Source organism: Enterococcus sp. JNUCC 77, from assembly GCF_054819945.1.
In genome coordinates this window covers 903,491-929,375 of the sequence record NZ_JBTHIG010000001.1, presented here as the reverse complement: position 1 = coordinate 929,375, position 25,885 = coordinate 903,491, and the positions used below count along the sequence as shown (strand labels likewise).

At 36.9% G+C, this 25,885-nt stretch carries 22 protein-coding genes; 1 reads left to right on the top strand and 21 read right to left on the bottom strand.

From position 1 onward, the window contains the following. Position 1 precedes the first annotated feature (1 nt). From murA to ACVWNY_RS04725, 3 genes are all read right to left on the bottom strand, one after another. Positions 2–1,279, bottom strand: coding sequence for a UDP-N-acetylglucosamine 1-carboxyvinyltransferase (gene murA, locus ACVWNY_RS04735; RefSeq protein ID WP_218324631.1), 1,278 nt, complete (start codon positions 1,277–1,279; stop codon positions 2–4). Positions 1,280–1,439: 160 nt separating this feature from the next. Next, positions 1,440–2,309, bottom strand: a complete 870-nt coding sequence (locus tag ACVWNY_RS04730; RefSeq protein WP_218324630.1) for a class II fructose-bisphosphate aldolase — start codon at positions 2,307–2,309, stop codon at positions 1,440–1,442. A 167-nt stretch (positions 2,310–2,476) separates the two neighbouring features. Further along, positions 2,477–3,889: an AcpB/EbpR/MafR family transcriptional regulator gene (locus tag ACVWNY_RS04725; protein ID WP_454071784.1), complete on the bottom strand. Its 1,413-nt coding sequence runs from the start codon at positions 3,887–3,889 to the stop codon at positions 2,477–2,479. Between the two features lie 183 nt (positions 3,890–4,072). On the opposite strand from ACVWNY_RS04725, the gene ACVWNY_RS04720 reads away from it, so the two are divergent. Continuing rightward, positions 4,073–4,861 (top strand): MerR family transcriptional regulator, encoded by a 789-nt coding sequence (locus ACVWNY_RS04720; RefSeq protein ID WP_454071783.1) that lies wholly within the window; start codon positions 4,073–4,075, stop codon positions 4,859–4,861. Positions 4,862–4,902: 41 nt separating this feature from the next. Here ACVWNY_RS04720 and pyrG read toward each other — a convergent pair whose 3' ends face one another. The 18 genes from pyrG to rpoN form a co-directional block, all read right to left on the bottom strand. Further along, positions 4,903–6,513 (bottom strand): CTP synthase, encoded by a 1,611-nt coding sequence (gene pyrG / locus ACVWNY_RS04715; RefSeq protein ID WP_454071782.1) that lies wholly within the window; start codon positions 6,511–6,513, stop codon positions 4,903–4,905. 171 nt (positions 6,514–6,684) lie between these two features. After that, positions 6,685–7,131, bottom strand: a complete 447-nt coding sequence (locus tag ACVWNY_RS04710; RefSeq protein ID WP_218324626.1) for a YueI family protein — start codon at positions 7,129–7,131, stop codon at positions 6,685–6,687. 65 nt (positions 7,132–7,196) lie between these two features. Next, positions 7,197–7,457, bottom strand: coding sequence for a hypothetical protein (locus tag ACVWNY_RS04705; RefSeq protein ID WP_454071781.1), 261 nt, complete (start codon positions 7,455–7,457; stop codon positions 7,197–7,199). Further along, a complete protein-coding gene (locus ACVWNY_RS04700) occupies positions 7,458–8,381 on the bottom strand; it encodes a nitrilase-related carbon-nitrogen hydrolase (RefSeq protein ID WP_454071780.1) in 924 nt (307 codons plus the stop codon). Positions 8,382–8,402: 21 nt separating this feature from the next. Continuing rightward, positions 8,403–9,230, bottom strand: coding sequence for a helix-turn-helix domain-containing protein (locus ACVWNY_RS04695; RefSeq protein ID WP_454071779.1), 828 nt, complete (start codon positions 9,228–9,230; stop codon positions 8,403–8,405). Positions 9,231–9,358: 128 nt separating this feature from the next. Beyond that, entirely contained in the window at positions 9,359–9,724 is a 366-nt protein-coding gene (locus ACVWNY_RS04690) for a nuclear transport factor 2 family protein (RefSeq protein ID WP_218324622.1), read from the bottom strand. 17 nt (positions 9,725–9,741) lie between these two features. Next, positions 9,742–10,641 carry an amidohydrolase family protein gene (locus ACVWNY_RS04685; protein WP_218324621.1) on the bottom strand — a complete coding sequence of 300 codons (900 nt, stop codon included), beginning with the start codon at positions 10,639–10,641 and terminating at the stop codon, positions 9,742–9,744. Positions 10,642–10,652: 11 nt separating this feature from the next. Beyond that, on the bottom strand, positions 10,653–11,564 hold the full coding sequence (locus ACVWNY_RS04680; protein WP_218324620.1) for an amidohydrolase family protein: 912 nt from the start codon (positions 11,562–11,564) through the stop codon (positions 10,653–10,655). Between the two features lie 11 nt (positions 11,565–11,575). Beyond that, a complete protein-coding gene (locus ACVWNY_RS04675) occupies positions 11,576–12,766 on the bottom strand; it encodes an MFS transporter (RefSeq protein WP_218324619.1) in 1,191 nt (396 codons plus the stop codon). A 164-nt stretch (positions 12,767–12,930) separates the two neighbouring features. After that, positions 12,931–14,895, bottom strand: a complete 1,965-nt coding sequence (locus ACVWNY_RS04670; protein ID WP_454071778.1) for an oxidoreductase — start codon at positions 14,893–14,895, stop codon at positions 12,931–12,933. 14 nt (positions 14,896–14,909) lie between these two features. Then, complete coding sequence (locus tag ACVWNY_RS04665) at positions 14,910–16,598, bottom strand: amidohydrolase (protein WP_454071777.1); 1,689 nt, start codon at positions 16,596–16,598, stop codon at positions 14,910–14,912. Positions 16,599–16,834: 236 nt separating this feature from the next. Further along, positions 16,835–18,439 carry a hypothetical protein gene (locus ACVWNY_RS04660; RefSeq protein WP_454071776.1) on the bottom strand — a complete coding sequence of 535 codons (1,605 nt, stop codon included), beginning with the start codon at positions 18,437–18,439 and terminating at the stop codon, positions 16,835–16,837. 302 nt (positions 18,440–18,741) lie between these two features. After that, the gene (gene eno / locus ACVWNY_RS04655; protein ID WP_218324615.1) at positions 18,742–20,052 is read right to left on the bottom strand and encodes a phosphopyruvate hydratase; all 1,311 of its coding nucleotides are present in this window, start codon (positions 20,050–20,052) and stop codon (positions 18,742–18,744) included. A 109-nt stretch (positions 20,053–20,161) separates the two neighbouring features. Then, positions 20,162–20,917: a triose-phosphate isomerase gene (gene tpiA, locus ACVWNY_RS04650; protein ID WP_218324614.1), complete on the bottom strand. Its 756-nt coding sequence runs from the start codon at positions 20,915–20,917 to the stop codon at positions 20,162–20,164. A 34-nt stretch (positions 20,918–20,951) separates the two neighbouring features. Then, on the bottom strand, positions 20,952–22,142 hold the full coding sequence (locus tag ACVWNY_RS04645; RefSeq protein WP_218324613.1) for a phosphoglycerate kinase: 1,191 nt from the start codon (positions 22,140–22,142) through the stop codon (positions 20,952–20,954). Positions 22,143–22,280: 138 nt separating this feature from the next. Further along, the gene (gap, locus tag ACVWNY_RS04640; RefSeq protein ID WP_218324612.1) at positions 22,281–23,282 is read right to left on the bottom strand and encodes a type I glyceraldehyde-3-phosphate dehydrogenase; all 1,002 of its coding nucleotides are present in this window, start codon (positions 23,280–23,282) and stop codon (positions 22,281–22,283) included. Positions 23,283–23,323: 41 nt separating this feature from the next. Then, positions 23,324–24,361, bottom strand: a complete 1,038-nt coding sequence (locus ACVWNY_RS04635) for a sugar-binding transcriptional regulator (protein ID WP_218324611.1) — start codon at positions 24,359–24,361, stop codon at positions 23,324–23,326. A gap of 181 nt (positions 24,362–24,542) precedes the next feature. Continuing rightward, positions 24,543–25,844, bottom strand: a complete 1,302-nt coding sequence (gene rpoN, locus ACVWNY_RS04630) for an RNA polymerase factor sigma-54 (RefSeq protein WP_454071775.1) — start codon at positions 25,842–25,844, stop codon at positions 24,543–24,545. Between the last annotated feature and the right edge of the window lie 41 nt (positions 25,845–25,885).

The following is a 25,885-nucleotide window of genomic DNA, read 5'->3' as shown; positions in this document are numbered from 1 at the left end:
TTTAAACCTCTTCCTGCACTTCTTCTTCGATCATTTCAATGGTTGCACCAAGATTTGTCAATTTTTCAATAATGTGGTCATAGCCTCTTAAAATATATTCAACATTGTAAATTGTTGTTTTACCTTCTGCCATTAATCCAGCAATTACTAAACAAGCGCCTGCTCTTAGATCAGAAGCTACAACCTCAGCACCATGCAATTTATTCGGGCCATTTAAAATAATTAAATTACCCGCTACTCGAGCGTTAGCACCCATTCTTACCAACTCAGGAATATGATTAATCCGCTTTGAATAAATCGTATCAGTAATTTCGCCTGTTCCATGAGCCTTAAGCAATAATGATGTCAGCGGCTGTTGTAAATCAGTCGCGAATCCTGGATAAGGAGAAGTCGTCACACTAACCATCTTTAAATCATGAGAAGGCAATACTTCAATCGCATCTTCAGAAATATTCATTTTTACGCCAATTTCTTGTAATTTTGCGATAAAACTTTCTAAATGTTCATAAATCACATTGTGGACTGTTATCCCTTCACCCATTGCTGCTGCCATCGATAAGTAAGTCCCCGCTTCGATTCGATCGGGGATAATTGAATGAATCGTGCCATGTAATTCATCTACACCTTCAATTCTAATTTCATCAGTACCCGCACCACGAATTTTTGCGCCCATATTATTTAGTAAGGTCGCTACATCAATAATTTCTGGTTCACGGGCAGCATTTTCGATAATTGTTCGCCCTTTTGCTTTAACAGCTGCCAACATGACATTAATCGTCGCCCCTATGGAAACAACATCCATAAAAATTCGCTCACCATTCAAGCCATCCTCATTAGTACGCAAGTAAATCACACCATGCTCATTGGAAACCTCTGCACCTAAAGATTCAAAGCCTTTAATGTGCAGATCAATCGGACGCGGACCTAAGAAACAACCACCTGGCAAACCAACAACGGCCTCCCCAAATTTTCCTAACAAAGCACCCATGAAATAATAGGATGCTCGTAGTGAATTAATTTTTCCGCTTGGCATTGGAATTGACACCACATTGGTAGGATCAATCACCATTTTATTATTTGAAAAATCAACCTTTGCACCCATAATTTCTAAAATTTCAATCAAAGAATACACATCTTGAATGTCTGGTACACCTTCTAAAGTTACCGGCGAATCCGCCATAATCGCTGCAGGAATCAACGCTACCGCACTATTTTTTGCTCCACTAACAGTAACATCGCCTTTTAATGGTTTCCCACCAATAATTTCTATTTTTTTCATAATTTATATTCACCTATACGTTTTTTATTTTCATCATTTTAAATTACATAAACCAATAACCATTTTATCATAAAATTGATTTTATAAAAAGATAGGCGTAAGAACTTATGAAAAGCACAAAAAAAAACCTCGGATTTCTCCGAGGTTAAATCTGTTTTAATTAAGCTTTACCAGCTGAACCAAACCAGTCAATGTGTTCTTCAGCATCTTTGATGATTGCTTCCACACCTGGTGCTAATAATTTACGAGGGTCAAATCCTTTACCTTCTTGATCTTTACCAGCTTCGATGTAAGCACGTGTTGCTTTAGCGAAAGATAATTGGAATTCAGTATTTACGTTTACTTTAGAAACACCCATAGAGATTGCTTTTTCGATTTGTTCTTGAGGAATACCAGAACCACCGTGTAATACTAGAGGTACATCATTACCTACAGCATTTGCAATTTCTTGTAAGTGATCAAACGCTAAACCTTTCCAGTTTTCAGGATATACACCATGGATATTACCGATACCACAAGCTAAGTAGTCGATACCAGTGCCAACCATTTGTACACATTCGTTTACGTCAGCTAATTCACCAGCACCGATAATGCCGTCTTCTTCGCCGCCGATTGAACCAACTTCACATTCAACTGATACACCTTTTGCATGTGCTTTTTCTACAACGTCTTTAGCTAATTTCAAGTTTTCTTCGAATGGTAAATGAGAACCATCAAACATAACTGAAGTATAGCCAACTTCGATACATTCTAAAGCAGCTTCGTATGAACCATGGTCTAAGTGAATTGCTACGGGAACTGTGATACCCATAGAATCTACTAAGTCAGTAATTAAATCTACACATAATTTGTAGCCGCCCATATATTTAGCAGCACCCATTGATGTTTGGATTAAAACTGGCGCTTTTTTAGCTTCTGCAGCTCGTAAAATCGCTTGTGTCCATTCCAAGTTGTTTGTGTTAAATCCTCCGACAGCGTAACCGCTTTGGCGTGCTGCATTTAAGAACTCTGCTCCTGATACTACTGGCATAAATAAATTCCTCCTAAGAATTTTCTTTTTGGCTAAGACGAATCTTAACTAACGACCCTATCATATCAAAGTTTTTACAAGTTTGCTACCACAAACCTTTTAGTAAACACTTACATTTTACAAATATTTTTTATTTTATTTTTTTCAGATAAGTGAAAACATATGAATTAAATTGATGGACTAAAAAAAGTTGTTTCCTTCAATCGTGGAACCCGTAATTTATCTATTCCTTGTTGTAAATCAACCAAATTTTTATAAGAAGGAATATCCTCCACAACAAAGAGTTTTTCATTGGGAATTTTTTTCAAAGTAAAATTGGCTACGAAAATATCCACTTCAATTGTTTGAGGATCTTTCAAGTAATAGAATGAGTCGGGCTGAACTTTAGTTTCTATTTTTTTGCCAAAAACTGCTTTTAGGTAATTAGCTAATGATTCCGCATGATACCTTCCTAGATCACTAAATACTGCAACTTCAACAACTTTTCTTAAATTATCAAATTGTAAAAAGAAGTCTTTCCAATAAAAAGCGACTACTGTAATCATATGGTCAAAATACATTGAATACCAAGGGCAATCAGTCTTTGCTTCTAAATCTTTTAAGATCTTTTCCATTACTTTACCAAAAAACAAATGATCTTGAGTTAGAATATGGCTGCTATACCAACTGCGATTATAAAAAATATATCTTGGATAAGGATAAATTTTATGACGCATATAAGTCTTTATAAAAGCCGCATTAATTCGCTCACGACTCTCATTATCGATGGTAAAGTCAAAGCTAGTAATTACTTGGTCAACAAAATCATAACCAATTTTTCGCAAACGCAATGATTCCTCAAAGTTATCCCACGCAAATTCCCACCAAAAAACAGTAATGATAAAATCTTCTTTCCATTTTTCAGGGAGTTGATATCCTAAAGGAGCGATAATTTTTTCCATGTCTGGTTTATACTTTTCCATCAAAGCGATTAGTTTTCGATGCCTTGCAGTCATCCTTGGCACTTTGACCATTAAATAATTTTGCTCACTACGTACAATAGTTACAGCAATTGCATAAGCTAAATCAACACGATCTACATCACCGTGCTCCCAATGAAAATCTTGATTCATTAAAAAAATTTGGATTTGCCGTTCATTTTTTCCTTCAATTCGATAAGGTGTTTTATTTAAGTCCATCCCTCTTAAATTGAGTACTTTTTGAATCTTTTGTGCTAAACGATATAAAGAAGCGCTACTTAAATGAAACGTTTTTTTCCAGTATTCTGCTGTTCGATTTGGCTGGAAAAATATAGCTTCTAATAATTTAAAGGCGCTAGAATCCTTTAAAATATAGCGATAAATGTCATGGATCGAATGATCTTTCGATTGGACCAATCGATATCCTAATTTTTTTTGATAGTCCATCGTAATATATTCTGACCAATGATCTTCTAAGTAATGTAAATCTGCTATAACTGTCTTCCGAGAAGCATTCGTTGCTACCATTAAATCCTCTATCGTGGACCAACCAGTAGAACTATGTAACGCATATAATAAATAAAATCGCCGGCGCATCGTATTGGATAAAATTGTTTCCATATTGCAAAACTCCTTACCATAATCAATGTAAGCCCTTTATAAAATTATAGCACGCTTCATAATTATTTCCGTCTCCAAAGATTCTTTAAACTTGTTATACTAATTTAATAGAACACTACTTGACCTTCCAGCTACTGGAAAGCTTAGTCTAAAGATGTGGAAAATTTCCGAAGGAGAAAAATAATGTTAACAATCAATCAATTTTCAAAAGCCGCCCAAATTCCGGCAAAAACCTTGCACTATTACGATGAAATTGGTTTACTAAAGCCTGCTAAAATCGATGCGGTTAACAATTATCGTTACTATTCAGTTCAGCAATTAGCAGATGTCATCACTATTCATTATTTAAAAAAGTATGATAGTAGTCTCGCTGAAATTCAACAGGTTTTAAAAGATGAAAGTTTTTTACCCACTCTTTTAAATCAAAAACAACATGAAATGATTGGTAAAGCAAAACATTATCAAAAGCTTCAAGAGGAAATCGCCACGGATATTACGGCTTTAGCTGAAGGAGGAGATTTTATGCTTTACAAAGATCAGATCAAACTAGTCAACAGTCCGACACAACATTTATTTTCAGTGCGAGAAACAATTAACATCAAGAATTTTGGTCAACTGATGGAGAAACTATTTTCCGAAATGAAAATCGCCGAGATACAACCTATGGGCGCGCCTATGGCGATTTATCATAGTGATGAATATACGCCAGAAAATTATGATTTAGAACTAGCTGTTCCAATCCAAGAAGTAAATAAGTCTACTAGAGAATTACCTGCTTATCAAGCAGCAAAATTAGCCTTTAAAGGTAATTACCAAGAAATGCCAGCAGTTTATGCTTCTTTATCTCAGTGGATTGCTGAAAATAATTATCACCTGATCGATAGTCCTTTTGAATATTATGAAACAGATCCAAGTGAAGCAGCTCCTGATGAAAACGAGGTAATTGTTTATTTCCCAGTTGTTAGAAGCTAAAAAAAGCCAGCATGTCGAGTCGGCATGCTGGCTTACTTTTTCTATTTAACTTCTTTATTTGCTAATGCAGCGCCAACAAAGTCTTTAATTAACGGTTGTGGGCGGTTAGGACGTGAAATCAATTCTGGGTGGAATTGACAACCTACAAAGAATTTTTTATTTGGTAATTCAACAATTTCAACTAAGCGATTATCTGGTGAAACACCAGAGAAAATCATCCCCTGATCTTCAAATAATTGACGATAAGCATTGTTAAACTCATAACGATGACGATGACGTTCTTGAATCACATCTTCATTTTGATAAGCATCAGCAGTTACTGTGCCTTTTTTAATTTTACATGGATATAAACCAAGACGTAAAGTACCACCTAGATTTTCTACATTTTCTTGATCAGCCATCAAATCAATAATATTATTTTCTGCATCAGGTTTTGTTTCAGTTGAAGCTGCATCTTCCAAATCTGCTACATTGCGTCCAAATTCAACACACATCATTTGCATGCCAAGACAAATCCCTAAAAATGGTACATCATTTTCGCGAGCATATTTAATGGCTTCGATTTTACCTTCAACACCGCGATCACCAAAACCACCAGGAACCAAAATGCCATCTGCATCTTTTAGTTTTTCATGAACATTTTCAGCAGTCACATCTTGGGCTTTGATCCAATCAACTTCAATATCAGAATCAAAGGCAAAACCAGAATGTTTCAATGCTTCAACTACTGATAGATACGCATCTGGTAATTCTACATATTTACCAACTAAAGCAATTCTCGTTGTTTTCTTCAAACTTAAAACTTTTTCTTCAAGTGCTTGCCATTCTGTCATATCAGCTTGTGGCGCATCAATTTTTAAATGATCACAAACAATTTGATCCATTCCTTGTGCTTGTAAAGCTAATGGAATCGAATATAATGTTTCAACATCACGAGACTCAATTACCGCTTCAGGTGCGACATCACAAAATTGCGCTAATTTATTTTTGGTACTTTGAGATACTGGTAATTCTGTTCGTACAACTAAAATATTCGGTTGGATCCCTAATCCACGCAATTCTTTCACGCTATGTTGCGTAGGCTTGGTTTTCATTTCACCAGCCGCTTTTAAATAAGGAATTAAAGTTGTATGAATGTACATCACGTTATCAGAACCCACATCAGCTTTCATTTGACGTAAAGCTTCTAAGAATGGTAGCGATTCGATATCTCCTACAGTTCCCCCGACTTCAGTGATGATCACATCAGAATCAGTCATTTTAGCTGCCCGCATGATTTTAGATTTAATCTCATTAGTAATGTGTGGAATGACTTGAACTGTTGCACCAAGATATTCCCCTTTGCGTTCTTTCCGTAAAACTTCAGAGTAGATTTTTCCAGTTGTCACATTTGAATATTTGTTTAGATTAATATCAATGAAACGCTCATAATGGCCTAAATCCAAGTCAGTTTCTGCACCATCATCTGTAACGAACACTTCACCATGTTGATAAGGACTCATTGTTCCCGGATCAACATTAATATATGGATCGAATTTTTGAATTGTCACTTTTAAGCCACGATTTTTTAGTAAACGACCTAAAGATGCTGCTACAATTCCTTTCCCGATAGAAGAAACAACGCCACCAGTTACAAAAATATACTTTGTCATATAAGAAAAAAACCTCCATTATAATTTTACAGGAAGTGTCTAGAAAATAATAAAAGCTCCCCACCAAAAAATGATAGGGAGCGTAATTTCTAAACCTGACCCTCTTAAAAGGGTGCCCAAGCAGTATAATAACCAGTCTTGCGAAAATTGTCAACTAGGATTTAAAAATTCTTAGTCAAATAGTCGCTCAAAGAAACTCTTTTTCTTGGATTCAGGTAATTCCTTTTTTTCCAAATCAGGATACTTTTCTGCTACATCAATTACTGGTTCATCTACTGCATGATCAGCCACCAATAATAAACCGATTTTATCATCACTTTCTGCTGTTGCCGTACTAACAATAGTAAAATCAATCTTATTGGTACTAGCAAATGTAATATATTTTTGCTGTAGAGTTTCTGGCATTGCTCCATTAATTAATAGTTTTGCATTTGGTTCCTTTTCAATTTCACTTTTCAAAGCAATTGAATAAATTGGATCACGCATTTCTTTGATATTCATGCTCAAATAACAACGTTCACGAAAAGTACCTAAGTATTTTTTTTGCTCATCAGGATTTATTTGTGGCTTGCCATACATTCCTTTATCTAAATGCTGTTGCAATTCATCTTTCGCCATCAAAATCGCTCCTTTAGTTTTGTTGCCAACATTATAGCAAACAAAATAAAGATATAAAAATTTTTCTATTTATTTTCGATAAAGGCCAGTTTAGCCGCTTGTAAGTTCGCTGAAGTATACGCACACATAAAAGCTGTCCCATTTGGATAAACTTCAGGAACCATTCTTTCAAAGATAACCGCTAACGGTGTATATTCCGTTTCCCAAGTTCTTACTTGAATATCCTCTGCCATTTTGATTAATTCACTTTTTGTGATTGGAAACTTAATATCTAACTCTGCTACAGCTTTTAAAAAAAAGTGCATACCAATATTAGGAAATCTCATCTAGTTTTCCTTCTGACGTAAATATTGATACATTTGTTTATCTTTACCAATACCAAACATATCAGGAGAAGCTGCACCACGATGATTACCCAGCCAAATTAAATCTCCCATATAAGCCTGTTTTTGAATTGCGTCACAAATTCCTGGATATAAATCCGCTTTAAAAATATATGGTAGACCCACAGGGGCTTGAGTAATTATATCTCCTTCTGGATTAACTACCATACTACGGCCAAACAAGGAATAACAATCATCCATTTCTGAATTATTGACGGCTACAACATAAACTTTATTAAAGTACGCTCCAGCTCGGTTTGTAATTTCATAAGCATTTTCAAAAGGTGTCATATAAGTCGTTAAACGTAATACAACATTGGCTCCTTTTGTCGCCGCTTCCCGCCAATTATCTTGGTAGTCTCCGTCAGAACAAATAATAGTAGCAATTCTTGCTCCTTTTGGTCCGGCAAAAACGTTAATTTCATCACCTGGACTAGTGGGTTCCACCGGATTCCAAGGCGTCACCTTCCGATAAACGTCAACAATCTCCCCGCGATCATTTATAGTAATACCACAGTTTTTATAAAAATTACCATCTTCTTCATCCACACAAGCGCCTACTACTAGCCAAATCTGATATTCTTTACAAGTTTCTTTTAAAAGAGCAAGTTCTGGTCCCTCTAGAGAAATGCAACATAAAGATGCATGTGGACCAACACCATTTAAAGATGCTTCAGGAGTGACAATCATATCTAGACCTGGATAACCAGTGACTGCCCTTTCAATCCATTCAATCAATTTATCGACATTTTTCATTACTTCTTCTTTTGATTTCGGCACGACTGCTAAACTCATTTGAAAAAGCACAACGCTTAAACACTCAGTTTCAATTTTACCAGGTAAGGGAAAACAATTACCTACGTTCATATCTTCCTCCTAACTAAAATATCATTTAGACAAAGTAACACTTTCCATTAGATTTTTAGGTGACTGCTGAGTAAATAATTGAAATTCATGAATTAAGTGAGCCTGATCATAATAACCTAATTGACAAGCTAACTTCGCCAAAGTCATGTCAGTCTTACCAAAAACAGCTTTGATCGCATTTTGAAAGCGAATAATTCGACTGTATTTTTTAGGACTAATCCCAATCTCTCTCCGAAAAATTTGTTGGGTATAGCGTCTAGAATAGCCTGTTTCATCGCCAACTTTTTCCATCGAAATAGCCGTTGTATTAGTACACAGCAAGACTGATAAATACTCCGACAATACTGAACGGCGATTTTCATCCAAGAAAATACTGCGATGATCAGCCAAAATCAAATCCTTCCGTTGTTGAAAATCCTTCACCAGTTTAAATTTTTGAATTAACTCATTTGCAGCGGGAAATTGGCTATCCAAAGAAACCAGTTGATTGACTAAACAGCTCTGATCTTTTTCCTTACAACGCAAACCGACATTGGTATAAGGTTTCACCCCAAAATAACAAATTCCCGGTTCGAAAATAGTTTCTTTTGCCTCGGTTAAAATCCCTAGCATTTTACTAGTCACTTCTTCTCCTTTGATTTCAAAGATTAGGTTGACACAAGCATCCGGCAGATAGGTAACCACCATCTCTTCCTTAACTTGAAACTGATAAAATAATGCCTCGGTTTTTAAATGTTCCCGCGACCAATCCAACAGCTCTTCTTGATAATCAATAATTCTATAATCATGGGAAAATAGCTGAAAAGGTTTGGCGTCAATTATTTTATTTTTGGTTTCCATGATTTTCATCAGACTCACTCTTTTCCATTATCAATTTAACTGAAGGACACAATCGTTATACTGTAAATCTAACATATTTTGTCATTCTTAGTTATAAAAATATGGCATCAAGAATTTTTTCAGTACCTACTCAGTTTCTATAAAGTTGTAAAACATTTTGAAACGATTTTCCATTGACCCTCAGTATCTTTAATCAAGTGGAAATGATCCTCCAAAGTCCCATCTCCAAAGAAACCTGTTTCATAGACGGTTGCTTCAGCAATATTTCCGGTTACTACTAAATGAGTAATCTCAGCCTTATAAGGGGCACCACTGTCTTTCATTGCTGGCTGAGAACCCACATCTTCGATAAAAGGTGTCGGTGTCGCAATCATCAAATCCGGTCCCATATAGCCAGTCATAATTGCACTAGGATGAAAAACTTTTTTCAACATTTCGGTGTCAGCAGTATAAGTTCCTTCGATATAATTCTCTACTACTTTTTGAACAGCTTCTTTTGTCATATTTTTTCCTTCTTTCCTTATAGTTTTAATAGTCTAGCAGCGTTATGATAAAAAACTTTTTCGATACTTTCAGGATCATTTGCTAAAGCTTTTTTAACCTCCAAAATTGAATATTTAAAATTACCAAAAGGATAATCCGTACCAAAAAGCACTCGATCTGCCCCTAATAAGTCCACCCCTTGCTTAATCAAAGTCGCATTACAGAAAGTGGTATCAGTATACACATTATCTAAACCAGCCGTTTTTTTAGCAAACTCTTCTGGCCAGCCACAACAGTGTGCTGCAATCAAATCATAATCTTTAAAGCGTGGTGCAAACTCATAGAAGTAACGCGGATCACCAAACTCTGGATTTTGCGGATAATTTACATCTGGACCATAATACTGACCAATCCCCACGTGGAAAATAACTGGTAGACCAGCTTTACCAAATAAATCTACCGCAGCTTCTACTTTTTCATTTTCCAAACTAATATTTTGCAAGATCGGATGGACTTTTAAAGCTTTGGCTCCTAATTTAATATCATTTAATAATTTTGCTTCCATCTCTGGAATCTCCAAATCAAAATTTGGACAAGTAAAAGGAATGAAGCGCTGATCTAATTTAGAGACAGCCAAATATTCCTCAAAGTTTGTGTTTGGCAAGACCGGTAAAAGACAAGCATAAGCAATCTCATTTTCAGTCATGTCGTGGGCAAAATTTTCCATCGTACATTCCCAAACGCGATATTGTCCCGCATCAATCAACTGTTGCAAGGCTACCGGATTTTCTGGGAAAAATGGCGTATTGTAACCAGAAGCTTCAAAAGGGATAAACGGATCAACATAATCACCTTTTTTATAATTGGTTTTAAAGGTAATACTACGATTTTCGTGGAAAATATCTCCTATATGAGTATGAAAATCAATAATTTTCATCTTATCTCCTCCTAATATCCTTCAAGATGTAAAATTTTAGCCGCATTTTCAAAGAAAACTTTATTCATCATTCTTTCGTCATCAGCGAAAGCCCGTTTAACTTCTTCGATTGAATATTTAAAGGTTCCAAATGGATAGTCCGTCCCAAAGAGCACTTTATCTTCGCCGATATATTTTACTCCTTGCTGCATCAATTCAGCCGAACACATAGTAGTATCGGTATATACGTTATCTAGACCCTTAGTATTTTTTGCAAAGTCCTCAGCCAACAAACAGCAATGAGCCGCAATCAACGGATACTTACTAAAACGAGGTGCAAAATCATAGAAATACTGTGGATCACCAAATTCTGGATTTGTCGGATAATCTTTATCTGGTCCATAATAGGAAGTCACACCAACGTGGAAAATTGTTGGAATATTGGCTTTACCGAAAACTTCCACCGCTGCTTCAACTTTTGGATCTTCTAAGCTGACATTTTGTAAAATCGGATGAATTTTTAAACCTTTCGCTCCTCGTTGAATGTCAAGCTCCAATTTTTTCTCTAATTCTGGAATCGATAAACTGAAATCAGGACAAGTAAAGGGAATAAAGCGAGAATCTAATTTTGAAACAGCTAGATACTCTTCAAAACTTGTATTTGGTAAAACCGGCAGCAAGCAGGCGTAATCAACATGATCTTCCGTCATATCATTGCCAAAATTTTCCATTGTACATTCCCAAACTCGGTATTGACCTGCATCGATTAAACGTTGATGGTCTTTTTCATCTTTAACAATCAGCGGCTTAGTATAGCCAGAACGTTCAACTTCAATAAATGGATCTTCGTAGTCACCTTTTTTAATATTGGTTTTAAAGGTAATACTGCGATTTTCGTGAAAAATATCTCCTACGTGAGTATGAATATCTAAAATTTTAACCATTGTTTTCTCCTTTACTCTGCTAAATTTTGTTGGTTCACATTTTTTGAGGTGCTGGTTTTGATACTCCAAAAAATAGTTATGACTGTTAAAATGGCTAGAAAAACTACACTAGTTAAAAAGACCGTACCGTCGTCAGCATTGGGAATTAAGCCAGCTAAGGCATTGATAATCAGTGGAGAGGCGGCTGCACCAACTGAGGTGAATGCCATGTAACTTCCCATTGAACTAGACATTTGTTCAGGTGTCGCCGTTTCAGAAATTGCCTGAATCCCTAAAGGAACCGACAATGAGAAACCAATCCCGGCCGTAATCGCTGCTAAAAAGACCACAGCAATACTTGGGAATAGTACCAATAGCAGATAGCCTCCTGCGGTTACCGCACATGCTAAGGTTAAGACGAAACGATTTAAAACTTTAAAAATTTTAGGAAAGGCAAAACCACCCACTACTCCGGCTCCGGTACTTAGTGACATAGCCAAAGCTACCGTTGAAGGGTCGCCTAAGTTCATTGAAGCAATATAAAGCGAAGCATTCAATGAAAAAGTCGAATAGCCAATACAGAACAAGCAGATCAACAAACCAATAAAATAAATCGAACCAGGAACTTTTGCTTTTGGCGCGCCACTATCAGCGGCTGTTTTTTCTGGTGCGACTTTTTCAGCTGGTAACCAGATTGTCACAATGATAATCGTCACAATGATAATCCCAAAAGTCAGATAAGCTTGAGACCACTGCACCCGCGCTAGCATCCCTGCTAACATCATCATGACTACTGAACCTCCATTTTGAAAAGCCGTCTGTAAACCATACATCTGACTACGCTCTTCTCCTTCAAATAACTCAGTAGAAATATTACTGATGGTCGTCATTAAAGTCCCTTGTCCGGCACCAATTAACAAACTTGAAGCATAAATATAAATCAATTGATCATTTAAAAAGGCTGGAATCAAACCGCCAATCATCATTAAAAACAATGCAACTAATACTAGATATTTCTTATTGATTTTATTACCTAGGACTCCTGCCAATAAGGTAGCAGGAAATGAAGCCACCATCCCAAAAGTCATTACCATCTGAATCGCTGTCAAACTGGCTTCAGGAAAGTTTTGCGCAATATTTGCTAAGACTGTCGAAGCCACCATGATTGCCATTACAATAAATGATTGAGATAGCACGGCAGCTTTTATTTTAAAGTTATTCACTACTTTTCCTCCTCGTACTACAAAAATGAGTGTCAATTTTGGGAAAATAGAACGAACACAAAAATCTTTCGTCATCTTTACTTTAAAATCATGATTTTAATTTTTGAATTTATTTTACTAAGGATGGCTTAGCTGCAGTCTAAACGCTCCTTAAATTCACATGCTTAAATAATGTCCATCGCCGCATAATAGCCGGTGTGGACGGCTTTTCTCACAACTGATGCGCCGGTACAATCGCCAATCGGCATAAAACTTTCCCAGCCATCCCAACTACGAATTTCTTCGACAATTTTTTCATTTGGTTTCATACCTACTGCGTAAATCACAGTATCAGCTTCAAGACTGTGAGCCTGTCCTTCAGCGTTTAAATAAGTTACGCCACTTTCTGTTACCTCAGTGACTTGAACTTGTGTCTGGCTATGAACCAAATCAGCCATTTTATCCATCATTTCAAATAGAGCTGCTTGATGAATCCGATTAGAATCGACTGCCAAGCCAGTTTGAAGTTCTAAAACGGTTACATCAACTCCTGCTTCAGCTAGGTGTAAAGCAACTTCACAGCCCATCAATCCCCCACCGATCATAATTGCTTTTTTTCCGACCTTCTCGGGGTGTTGATAAACCTCGGTTGCATGAATCATTTCAAACTTATCACTGCCAGGTAGTTTTAATTCCACCGGTGTGGCACCAGAAGCAACAATAATTGCTTGAGGGTTAAGTTTTTTCACCAATGCTAGATTCGCTTCTGTATTCAATTTCACTTCAACAGCATTCTTAGCTAGTTGTCTAATTAAATAATCCTTGAAACGTCTTAAATCATCTTTATGAGCGTCAATATCAGTAAATTTTAAGTTGCCTCCTAGTTGAGCTTCCTTTTCTACCAAGGTTACTTGATGGCCTCTTTTGGCTGCGGTAATTGCTGCTTTCATCCCGCCAGGTCCACCGCCAATAACTAAGACCCGTTTATGATTGACTACATTTGGCGTTCTTAGTGTATACAATTCATTTCCGGCTATTGGGTTAACATCACATTCATTGTGACCATCATACTTACCACCTAAACAATTCGTACATCTTAAACAAGGCGTCACATCGGCTTGACGACCAGCAAAAATTTTATTTGGAAGTTGAGGATCTGCCACAATTCCTCGACCAATCGCAATAAAGTCAGCCTTACCTTCAGCAATAATTTTTTCCATGTCCTCTGGATTATAATGGGCACCAACTGTCACAATTGGTGTTTTCACCCCACCGTTTTTCATTGCTTCAGCTAGTGGTAAATTACAGCCATGAGGCAAGTAAACAGATGGGAAGGTATATTGTTTTGTAGCATAATAAGAACCTGCGGAAACATGTAATAAGTCAATTTTCCCATCTAACATTTTAGCAAATTCAACGGCTTCATCAATTTCCATACCGCCCTCTAGATATTCATCCCCACTAATTCGATATTCTAAAAGAAAATCTTCTCCAACTTTTGCACGAATCGCATCAACCACCATTAAAGGAAATTTTGCGCGATTTTCTAGACTCCCACCGTATTCATCTGTTCGATGATTGGTAGCTGGTGATAAAAATTGAGCCAATAACCAACCGTGGGCACCGTGAATCATAATTTTTTGGAAGCCACTGTATTTAGCATACCAAGCTGTTTCCGCAAACTCATCGGCCACCCGCTTCATGTCGTCTTCGTCCATCTCTTTTACAACAGTGCCGTTTTCTTTCGTGAAACCATTTGGCCCAATTGGTTGGTGTCCGCGGGTAAAAATAGGTTCACTAGTATCGCCACCGTGGAAAATTTGGATCGAAGGAACTGCCCCATGACGTTTAATTGCATCGGTAACTTTTAACCAACCAGAAGTCGGAAAAATAGCTCTTTCAAAATCAGGTACCAGTACATCATCATTCGGCCGTCGACTCGCATCATAACGATTAATCGCGGTTTCACTCAACGTCACACTAGCAGCACCACCGCGGGCCTTGTCTTCGTAATAAAAAACTGTGCTTTCATCAGGCATACCGGTATAATAATCCGGCCAAACTAAGGATGTCGGTGAAGCAAAAATGCGGTTCCTAAAGGTGATGTTCTTAATCTTTTTGGGACTGAATAAATGTGGGTACTGTCTCATTTTAATTCCTTCTTTCAGCTATTTTTATAAACAATCTTCCCATCAACCATTGTCATGACTACTTTTGTTTTACCAATTTCTTCTGGTGGAATCATTAAAATATCCTGGTCTAAAATCTGAAAGTCGGCTACTTTCCCAACTTCAATTGATCCCCGAACCGCTTCAAGGTGTTCTTGTTTTGCGCCATTAATGGTGTACATGCGAATCACATCGGCACGCTCACTAGCTAAATCTGGACGATATTTATTTCCAGAGACGGTTTGCCGAGTCACTGCAAATTGAGCCCCTTCTAACCAATTTAAAGAAAAAATGTTAGAATCTGATCCATTGGCAACATTTACACCAGCTTTTTGATAGACATCCCAGGCAAACAGCGCATTTCCATATTCTTCGTCAAAACGCAACCGCATAAAATCCATCATTTGATAAGCTGCCACCGCTTGAACTGACATACTAATATCATATCTTGCAGCAACTTGGGCATTTTCGACTGTCATATCATCACCATGAATAATAAAATGACGAGGATTTTCCCGCGGATATTTTTCTAAGGCTTGTTTATAACCTTCAATAATTGTATCAATTGTTCGACCACCAATCGCATGAATTCCTAATTGCCAACCACGACGATGAACTTCGATAATTGTCTTAATCAATTCTTTTTCTTGTGCTAAATCGGTCTCTCCCGGAAAAGTTGAACGCCCATGATCTCCGACCACTTGATTATTTTCTCTTAGCCAACCGCCACCGTCACCGAATATTTTGACTGTCTCAGCCTTCACCCAGTTTCGATCTTGAAAATCTGGTAAAGTAGTTTTCTCCAATCCTTCCGTAATTGCTTGATAACTTTGAATACCATCAATTCCCGCTAATAAATTAATACTTACTCGAGCAGTTAATTTATCTTCCCTTGCTAATTTTTCGTAAATTCCAATACTTTTCTCGCCCCAAGTGCCTCGAATAAGCTGATTACCACCAATGCCTAAAATATCCACATGGCTAGTAATCCCATATTTATTTAACTCTCGGTTCATTTCTAAAATACAGGCTTCAATTTCTTCTGCTGGTAATGTTGGCACCTGCTGCCAAACTAAAACTTGAGCACCCCATTCATTTAAATAGCCAGTGGGTTCTCGACTGTTTTCTAGTCGTTCAATCAAACCAGCTTCTGGTGGCAAATCCGGTGTTTTTTCAGAAATATCGCAACGCCCCAAAGCTTGACTATTAACCACCATTCGATGGGCGCCATAATCATTTAAAACAACTGGATTATTTGGTGAAACAACATCTAAATCCCATTTTTTTAAGGTTCGTCCCTCTGCCAGACATTCTTCAATTAACATTTCATTCCAGCCCATACCGACAATCCAAGCACCCTCAGGAACTTTTTCAACGGCTGCTCGAATAATTTCTTGTAGATCAGAAATTTTTTTAACTTTAGGAAATCGGACATCTAAAAAAAGGGGACTTAAAGATAAACCGGTATGAACACCATGCATATGGGCATCATGAGTGCCTGGCAACATCAACTTGCCTTGTAAATCAATAACTTCGGTTGCTTCATCGAGATATTTTTTAATCTTTTCATTTGAATCAACGGCGATAATCCAACCAGAATTAACCGCCACTGCCTCGGCTAATGAGAATTCTTCATCCACTGTTGCAACTTTTCCGTTTAAAAAAATCACATCTGCTTTTTCCAACTGATTGCCTCCTAAGTTTTACAAGCGCTTTCTTTTCTTAATTGTATCAATCGCTTGTTGTCTAAAATTGTAAAAAAAAGAACTAAAAAATTTTTTTCCCTGCTAAATTATTTTGAAAATTAGCCAGAAATATTCTCTCAAAAAAAAGATACGTTTTTTATTCGAAAACACAAAAAAACCTGTAAGAAAATTAATTCTCACAGGTTGAACTACTTGTTTTTAATTACGCTATTAAATTATGCAAAACCTAAAGTATATACTTCATTTAACAAATCTGATTTATCTTTTTGGCCTAATGCGTTAAGTAGACTGCCGCCTGAAGCCAACCCACCTAAAGCGATTGAAGCACCATTTAAGACAGTTTGACGACCTTGATCAGCTAACTTCCATACCGTATTTAAAGCAAAGTGACCAGTTAATAATAGACCATTAATTGCTAATGGAATAATCCCTAAAATTGGAATCGCACTTAAAATACCTAGTGCCCAATAAGCTGCCACAAATGCAACTTCTACAACTGCATGTAGAGCAGTACTAGCGATTTGAATCCCACTATCTAAAAGAGAAGGAACAATTGTACCTAATGCACTTGCAATAAATAAAGCATTGTTCAAAGCTGCTTGATCAGCTACTGCTTGATCACGATCTGAACCCGTTACATTCATATTTTCAATATGACCATTAGCACTATCAAGTTGTGTTTTTAATGCTAAAAGCTGTGTAATTGTACTCAATGTGTTGTTTACAACTGTCCGACCTGTCATTAATAAATCTTTGCCGATATTAAATGCAGCGGCTGGAAAAGCTAATAATCCATCAAGGAACAACGGCAAAATACCTACAACTGGAATCGCACTTAAAAACCCTAGGCCTAACATTGGTAAAAAGAAAGCCAAATCAATCGGTGTTTCCACAACACCTTCAACGACATTGGCAACTAAATTGGCACCTCCACCAACAACAGCTGATCCAGGACCAATCAAGCTTAAAATTGCAGCTTGAATGGCTTCTTCAGCAGCGTGTTTATCAGCAGCTAGCTGTTTATCTTGTAAATCAAAACTTCCATTTCCAAGATTATGAATATTCCATTCATTGCCTTCATCATCTGTCACATCTACAGATCCCATTTTAGGAATACTAGCTACGACACCATTGATTAAAATAATACTTTCACCAGTATTTACATCATAAACAATCGTCATATTTCCTGCATTATTGATAACAATATCACCCATTGTATTTCCTTCAAGGGATTTCAAATATTTTTGCCAAATGACATTTGTTGTTAAATCACTTTCAGTTAATACATTACTTGTAATACCTTCAGCGTTAATAGTTTTCACTTCTTGGTCTTTTTGGCTATCAGCAATGCCGTTTACTGATACCGTGTTATCGTTAATCGGTGAAGTACTTTGATTCCCAGAAGTTTTTTCAGTTTCTGCTTCTGGTGTTGTTTGATCCACCACTTCCTCTTCGGCTGGATCAGTAACTGCAGCATTTTCATCTTTGACTGATTCGTCTTCAATACTTTCGGTCACTTCTGGCGTTTCATTAACATCAGTAGAAACCTCTGAATTTTCAGTACTTTCTGGCACGACTACCTCTTCTGTAGTCTCAACATCAATAGTAGTTGTTGGCTGTGCTGTCGCTTGTTCTTGCAAGGCTGCCACGGTCGTTTGAACATTTTGTGTTTTTTCTTCTTGCTGCTGTTGTTCAACCGCTACCTGTTCACTTTGTTCAAGAACATCAGCGCTTGCTTTCACGCTGCTTACAGTAGTCAGTACAGTCGACATTAATAAAACACTCAATACCCCCAATACTGGTTTTTTAATTTGTTTCATAATGTTATCTTCCCCTTTCATTTTAACATCTCTTTAAATTATATCATTAGTTATTATATTTTCAAATATAATTTTAAAAGATAACCAAAATCCTTATCAACAAGCTATTAGGAAGATGATTACAGCACAAAAAAATAATATTCAAAGTTATATTAAAAATGTTTTTTTCAGAGAAAAATATATTCCCTTTTGATACAAGTATTATTACTTGCGAAATAGTTTGCACATTGACAATTGATTCTTGAAATAAAAAAAGACTGCGAGAGAATCTCACAGTCTTAGGTCCGAGTATTTAAATCAAATTAACCGATAAATGGGTTGTTTTTTAAGTTGTAGAAAGATTTGATTCCTTGGTATTCAGCAACATCACCAAGTTGATCTTCAATACGTAATAATTGATTGTATTTAGCAATCCGGTCAGTACGTGAAAGAGATCCTGTTTTGATTTGGCCAGCATTAGTTGCTACAGCAATATCAGAGATTGTAGAATCTTCAGTTTCACCAGAACGGTGAGAAACAACTGCAGTGTAGCTAGCTTTTTTAGCCATTTCAATCGCATCAAAAGTTTCAGTTAAAGTACCGATTTGGTTAACTTTGATCAAGATTGAGTTAGATACGCCTTTAGCGATACCTTCAGCTAATTTTTCAGTGTTTGTAACGAATAAATCGTCACCAACTAATTGAACTTTGTCGCCTAAAGCATCAGTTAATTTTTTAGTACCTTCCCAGTCGTTTTCATCTAAGCCATCTTCAATTGAGATGATTGGATATTTAGCAACTAAGCTTTCGTATAAAGCGATCATTTCGTCAGTTGTTTTTTCGCCTTCGCCTGAATCAGCAAGAACGTAAACACCTTTTTCTTTGTCGTAGAATTCTGAAGAAGCAGCATCCATAGCAAGAACGATGTCTTTACCAGGAACGTAGCCAGCTTTTTCAATTGCTTCGATAATTACTTCGAAACCTTCTTCGTTAGAACCAAGGTTAGGAGCGAATCCACCTTCGTCACCAACTGAAGTTGCTAAACCTTTTGCTTTTAAAATAGCTGCTAAAGCGTGGAATACTTCCGCACCATAACGTAAAGCTTCTTTAAATGTTGGTGCACCAACTGGCATAATCATGAATTCTTGGAAATCAATTGAGTTGTCAGCATGTGAACCACCATTGATGATATTCATCATAGGAGTAGGCAAAACTTTCGTATTGAATCCACCTAAGTAGTTATACAAAGGAATTTCTAAAAAGTCAGCAGCAGCACGAGCAACAGCGATTGAAACACCTAAAATAGCGTTCGCACCTAATTTACCTTTGTTAGGTGTACCGTCTAATTCGATCATTGCTTGGTCAATCGCAGCTTGGTCACGTACATCATAACCAATGATTGCTTCTGCAATAATGTTGTTTACGTTATCGACTGCTTTAGTAACACCTTTTCCGCCGTAACGAGCTTTGTCGCCATCACGTAATTCAACGGCTTCGTATTCACCAGTTGAAGCGCCTGAAGGAACCATTCCACGACCAAATGCGCCGTCTTCTGTATAAACCTCTACTTCGATTGTTGGGTTACCGCGAGAGTCTAGGACTTCACGTGCGTAAACATCTGAGATAATTGACATGTTTTGTCTCTCCTTTAAGATTGTTTTTATTAATAGGGCAAGCCCTTATTATTGATAATAGTGAAAAATTAGCGTTTCTGCAAACAAAAACGTCGATTTTCAGAAAAAATTATTGAGCGCCTTCTAATAGTGCTAAGAATGACTCTGTTTGTAAGCTTGCGCCACCAACTAAAGCACCATCAACGTTTTCTTTTGCCATATATTCTGCAATATTTTCAGGTTTTACTGAACCGCCGTATTGGATACGAACTTTGTCAGCAACTTCTGAACCGTAAATACCAGCAACTGTTGAACGAACTACGCCACAGATTTCGTCAGCGATTGTTGCATCCGCAGATTTACCAGTACCAATTGCCCAGATTGGTTCGTAAGCGATGACCATACTTGAAACTTGTTCAGCTGTTAAATCAGCTAAACCGGCTTTAATTTGACCTTCGATCCACTCAGAAGTTTTATTAGCTTCATAAGTTTCTAGAGATTCACCACAGCAAAGGATTGGTAACATACCGTTTGCAAAAATAGCTTTGGCTTTTTTATTAATTTCTTCATCTGTTTCATGGAAATATTCGCGACGTTCAGAATGACCGATGATAACATAGTCAACACCTAAGTCTGCTAAAGCAGCTGGTGAAGTCTCACCAGTGAAAGCTCCTGAATTTTCCCAGTAGCAGTTTTGAGCAGAAATTTTCAAGTCAGTACCTTTAGCAGATTCAACTAATTCTTGTAAGAATAAAGCTGGTGAGCCAATCACAGAATCCACTTTGTCGTTTGCAGGAATTTTATTTTTAACTGCTTCAGCAAAATCTTTTGCTTCAGAAGCTGTCAAATTCATTTTCCAGTTTCCAGCGATAATAGGTTTACGCATTTCTTGCACTCCTTTTGATATATTATTTTTTTAATTATTTATCGTTAATTGCTTCTAAGCCTGGTAATGCTTTACCTTCTAATAATTCTAAGCTGGCACCGCCACCTGTAGAGATATGGGTAAATTTGTCAGCAAAACCTAATTGTTCAGCGGCAGCGGCAGAGTCACCACCACCAATGATTGTTGTTGCACCTTCAAGATTAGCAATTGCTTCGCAAACACCGATTGTTCCGCGAGCAAAATTACTCATTTCGAATACACCCATTGGGCCATTCCAAACAACTGTTTTTGCACCACTTAATGTTTGAGCAAATAAAGCAATTGATTCAGGTCCAATATCAAGACCCATTTGACCTGTTGGAATATCACCAGTATGTTCTTCAGTTGGAAGATCGTTTGAAAATTCTGCAACAGTAATTGAATCTACTGGTAAAACTAATTTGTCGCCAGCTTCAGCAATTAATTCTTTTGCCAATTCAACTTTATCTTCTTCCACTAAAGAATTACCGATTTCCATACCTTTAGCTTTATAGAAAGTATAAGTCATTCCACCACCGATTAAGATCTTGTCAGCTTTTGGAATTAAGTTTTTGATTACGCCAATTTTATCTGAAACTTTTGCGCCACCTAAAATTGCCACCATCGGACGTTTAGGATCTTCTACTGCTTCACCGATAAATTTGATTTCTTTTTCCATTAAGAAACCAGCAACAGTTGGAATACCAGTTGAGGCAATTCCAACATTTGAAGCATGGGCACGGTGAGCTGTACCAAATGCATCATTTACAAATACATCGCCTAAAGAAGCCCAGTATTTGCCAAGTTCAGCATCGTTGCCACTTTCTTTTTTACCATCAACGTCTTCAAAACGCGTATTTTCAAAAACCACAACATCGCCATCTTGCATTTTGCTAATTGCGCCTTCTAATTCTTTACCGCGAGTTTCAGGTACGAAAGTCACAGATTTACCTAATAATTCACTTAAACGTTCAGCAACTGGTTTTAAAGATTTGCCAGCTTTATCTTCTTCTGTTTTCACACGACCTAAATGTGAGAACAAAATAGCTTTGCCGCCTTGTTCTAAAATATAATTAATTGTTGGTAATGCTGCTTTGATCCGAGTATCGTCAGTGATTACACCGTCTTTTAATGGTACATTAAAATCTACACGGACTAAGACTTTCTTATCTTTCAAGTCAATGTCTTTAACTGTCATTTTTGCCATGAAAGAAACCTCCTAATATTTTATTTGTTGCACAAATCAAATTATACAACTAGATAGCTCTTTTGAGCCAATATTTACTCTAAAAAAAGCGGAGAAGCGCGCAGCTTCCCCGCTCGATTCAGACATTTTCGTTAAATCTTATAAGTTAGCGAAATATTCTAAAGTACGAACCAATTGTGCAGTGTATGACATTTCATTGTCATACCAAGAAACAGTTTTAACTAATTGTTTGTCGCCAACAGTCATTACTTTAGTTTGAGTAGCATCAAATAATGAACCGTAAGTCATACCAATGATATCAGAAGAAACGATTTCGTCAGTGTTGTAACCATAAGATTCGTTAGCTGCTGCTTCCATAGTCGCGTTGATTTCGTCAACAGTTACTTCTTTGTCTAAAACAGTTACTAATTCAGTTAATGAACCAGTCGCAACTGGAACACGTTGTGCAGCGCCATCTAATTTACCGTTTAATTCAGGAATTACCAAGCCGATTGCTTTAGCAGCACCAGTTGAATTAGGAACGATGTTTTCAGCAGCAGCACGAGCACGACGGAAATCACCTTTAGGATGAGGGCCATCTAATGTCATTTGGTCACCAGTGTAAGCATGGATAGTTGTCATTAAACCTTCAACAATACCATAGTTATCATTTAATGCTTTAGCCATAGGAGCTAAGCAGTTAGTAGTACATGAAGCACCTGAGATAACAGTTTCTTTACCAGTTAAAATTTCGTGGTTAGTGTTGTAAACAATTGTTGGTACATCGTTTCCACCAGGAGCAGTGATGATTACGCGTTTAGCGCCACCTTTTAAATGTAATTCAGCTTTTTCTTTAGAAGTAAAGAATCCAGTACTTTCTAAAACGATATCAACTCCTAAGTCAGCCCATGGAATTTCTTCAGGGTTGCGGCTAGATAAAACTTTCACTTCTTTACCATTTACGTCAAAAGAACCTTCGTGAACTTCAACGGTACCGTCAAAACGTCCTTGTGTAGTGTCATATTTTAACAAGTGTGCCAACATTTTAGCATCTGTTAAGTCATTGATTGCTACTACTTCTAATCCTTTTACGTTTTGGATGCGACGGAAAGCTAAGCGTCCGATACGTCCGAATCCATTAATTCCAACTTTTACTGTCATTAAAGATTTCCTCCTCAGGGATGTAAAAAATTTTTTTATTTTTAAAGGGTAGGCCCTTTTAAAATCTCATTTGCTGCGGCTTCATCAGTAATCAGCCACGTTTGTTTTGGTGCATTGTGCATGTAAGCAACAACTGCTTTGGCTTTTAATCTACCACCGGCAACTGCTAGTACAATCGGCAACTTTTGAACATCTTCTAAAGAAAGCCCAATTCTCGGTGCCCGATAAACAATTTCACCATATTCATTAAAGAAATAACCGAATGACTCTGCTACGGCGTTTTCTTTTTTTAAATGAAGAATTTCTTCCTCACTCATTTTTCGTCGACCTGCCATATGCAACGCTCGACCAATACTATGAACCACACAATCAGCATTTTTAATTGTCTCTAAAACACTTTTAATAGCTGGTTCTTTTAACAATGTATGATAGGCAGCTTGACTTAGCTGTTCTGGAACATATAAAACACGATGGGTTCCACGGGCATTTGCTGCCATGGTCGCGCTGACAGAATTGGCTTGAATCGAAACTGATTCACCTATTCCTCCGCGAGCAGGTACAAATATATTGTGGCGATTGGCTCGTTCCAATGGAGTCAATTGCTGTGCAATTTCCGCCATGGTTGTGCCACCCATTACTGCAATAATATTTTCTCCATCGGGAAGTCTTTCATTTAATGTCTCATCAATGATTGTACCGAAATCACTAATAACCTTAGGCTGTTCGTCAGAATTTCCTGAAACAATTAAACAGCGTTCAATCCCTAGTTCGTCAGCTAGCTTTTTTTCTAATTGATCCATTCCAAAGAACTGATCCATTAAATCTTCCAACTGAGCAAGTAATGCTGTACCTTTATCGGTTAACTGCATGCCACTTTTGGTTGCATCGATTAACTGATGTTCTCGTAAAAAATCTGTTTCACTTCTTAAAACACGTTCTGTTAGATGAAGTGATTCAGCAAGATTTCGACGTCCAATCGGTTGCATCCAGAAAATACTTTGCAAAATTCGGTAGCGCTTATTGACTTGTTCTAAAATGTCAGGGACGATTGTTTCCAATACTTTTAATTCACTTAACAAAAGGAATCCTCCGCCTTTGGACTTAATTAGTCCCTCATAGACTTTTTTTGACCCATCAAGCTTAAAAAAAAGTAAGAAATTGTAAAAATAAACTCATTTATTTCAAACTTCCTACAAAACAGAGTGTATCAGTTTTTTCCATTTTCTGCAAGATAAAAAACCAAGAAGTTTCCCCCTTGGCTTAATCAAAACGTTTTCTCTTAGCTGAACTTGGAATTTTCAAATTTTCACGATATTTTGCAACCGTTCGGCGAGATAATTTTTCGCCATCGTTTGCTAATAATTCAACTAACTTTTGATCAGACAGTGGCTTATTTTTGTCTTCTTGATCAATCATTTCTTTAATCTTCAACTTAATACCATCAGCTGAACTATCTTCATTATTAACTTTATTAACAAAAAATTGACGCAACTCAAAAATCCCAAAATCTGTTTCAATATACTTTCCATTGACAGCGCGGCTGATAGTTGATTCATGAACACCCGCAATTTCAGCAATTTCTTTCAATTGAAGTGGTTTTAAGGCACCAGATTGGTTTAAGAAAAAATCTTTCTGTCGTTCAACAATAATCTCACCAACTGTTAAAATTGTATCTTGCCGCTGACCCAAAGTTTTTTCCAACCATTGGAAACGTTGCTGTTTTTCTTTTAAATATTGTAATGTCTCTTCATCCGCTTCTTTGCTTAATCGCTCAAAATACTTGGTTTGGAAATTCACTTTCAATTGACCTCGTCGGTTAGAGACCACGTTTAACTTTTCGCCGTCTCTCATTAAAGTCAGATCTGGAATAATAAATTCCGCTTGATTATCTCCAAAGCTTGCTCCGGGAAAAGGATCCAAACTACGAATATAGTCTAAAATATTTTGTACTTCTGGTAAACTCAATTGATATTTCTTGGCAATCTGCTGAAACTGTCGATTGGCAATCGCTTCAAAGGCTTCTTCTAATATTAAATAAGCTAGTTCAGGTGCATTGTCATCTCGCTCTGTCTGAAGCATTAAACATTCCTGCAAGCTCCTAGCGCCTACACCAGCAGGATCTAATTGTTGTAATAAGGTTAAGCCATCTAAAAATTGAATGTCACTAGCCTGAAGTTGGGCTTTAACTTCTGCCTCATCTACGCGCAAATAACCATTTAAATCTAATGATTCCGCAAGAACTAGAACAATTTTGCGTAAAAAAGTATCACGATAATTTAGATGAATCTGATTCATTACATATTCAAACAGGGAGATTTGTACATCAGGAATTTGAATTGTTTGATTGTCTTGACTGGCGGGACTTTGACTCTTCATTAAATCACTTTGCAGTTTTGGTGCCCGGACTTCGATTAATGGATTTTCCAAAGCTTCACTTTCAACAAAAGTTAACAGTTCTTCAGTATTATATTGTAAAATTTGGATAGATTGCTGTAATTGTTGGGTCATGGCCAATTTTTGCGTCTGTTGTTGTTTTTGACTTTGTTGTTGTTGAAACTTCATTGGAATTTCCCCTTGTATTTTCTAATTTTTATGCTAAACTA

Coding starts and splice junctions, on each gene's coding strand:
- ACVWNY_RS04695 (WP_454071779.1), bottom strand. CDS start 9,230: ATGAAAATCATGGAAACCAAAAATAAAATAATTGACGCCAAACCTTTT.
- ACVWNY_RS04700 (WP_454071780.1), bottom strand. CDS start 8,381: ATGAACGTAGGTAATTGTTTTCCCTTACCTGGTAAAATTGAAACTGAG.
- tpiA (WP_218324614.1), bottom strand. CDS start 20,917: ATGCGTAAACCTATTATCGCTGGAAACTGGAAAATGAATTTGACAGCT.
- ACVWNY_RS04710 (WP_218324626.1), bottom strand. CDS start 7,131: ATGGCGAAAGATGAATTGCAACAGCATTTAGATAAAGGAATGTATGGC.
- ACVWNY_RS04690 (WP_218324622.1), bottom strand. CDS start 9,724: ATGACAAAAGAAGCTGTTCAAAAAGTAGTAGAGAATTATATCGAAGGA.
- ACVWNY_RS04685 (WP_218324621.1), bottom strand. CDS start 10,641: ATGAAAATTATTGATTTTCATACTCATATAGGAGATATTTTCCACGAA.
- ACVWNY_RS04705 (WP_454071781.1), bottom strand. CDS start 7,457: ATGAGATTTCCTAATATTGGTATGCACTTTTTTTTAAAAGCTGTAGCA.
- ACVWNY_RS04725 (WP_454071784.1), bottom strand. CDS start 3,889: ATGGAAACAATTTTATCCAATACGATGCGCCGGCGATTTTATTTATTA.
- murA (WP_218324631.1), bottom strand. CDS start 1,279: ATGAAAAAAATAGAAATTATTGGTGGGAAACCATTAAAAGGCGATGTT.
- eno (WP_218324615.1), bottom strand. CDS start 20,052: ATGTCAATTATCTCAGATGTTTACGCACGTGAAGTCCTAGACTCTCGC.
- ACVWNY_RS04645 (WP_218324613.1), bottom strand. CDS start 22,142: ATGGCAAAAATGACAGTTAAAGACATTGACTTGAAAGATAAGAAAGTC.
- ACVWNY_RS04680 (WP_218324620.1), bottom strand. CDS start 11,564: ATGGTTAAAATTTTAGATATTCATACTCACGTAGGAGATATTTTTCAC.
- ACVWNY_RS04730 (WP_218324630.1), bottom strand. CDS start 2,309: ATGCCAGTAGTATCAGGAGCAGAGTTCTTAAATGCAGCACGCCAAAGC.
- pyrG (WP_454071782.1), bottom strand. CDS start 6,513: ATGACAAAGTATATTTTTGTAACTGGTGGCGTTGTTTCTTCTATCGGG.
- gap (WP_218324612.1), bottom strand. CDS start 23,282: ATGACAGTAAAAGTTGGAATTAATGGATTCGGACGTATCGGACGCTTA.
- ACVWNY_RS04720 (WP_454071783.1), top strand. CDS start 4,073: ATGTTAACAATCAATCAATTTTCAAAAGCCGCCCAAATTCCGGCAAAA.
- ACVWNY_RS04660 (WP_454071776.1), bottom strand. CDS start 18,439: ATGAAACAAATTAAAAAACCAGTATTGGGGGTATTGAGTGTTTTATTA.
- ACVWNY_RS04670 (WP_454071778.1), bottom strand. CDS start 14,895: ATGAGACAGTACCCACATTTATTCAGTCCCAAAAAGATTAAGAACATC.
- rpoN (WP_454071775.1), bottom strand. CDS start 25,844: ATGAAGTTTCAACAACAACAAAGTCAAAAACAACAACAGACGCAAAAA.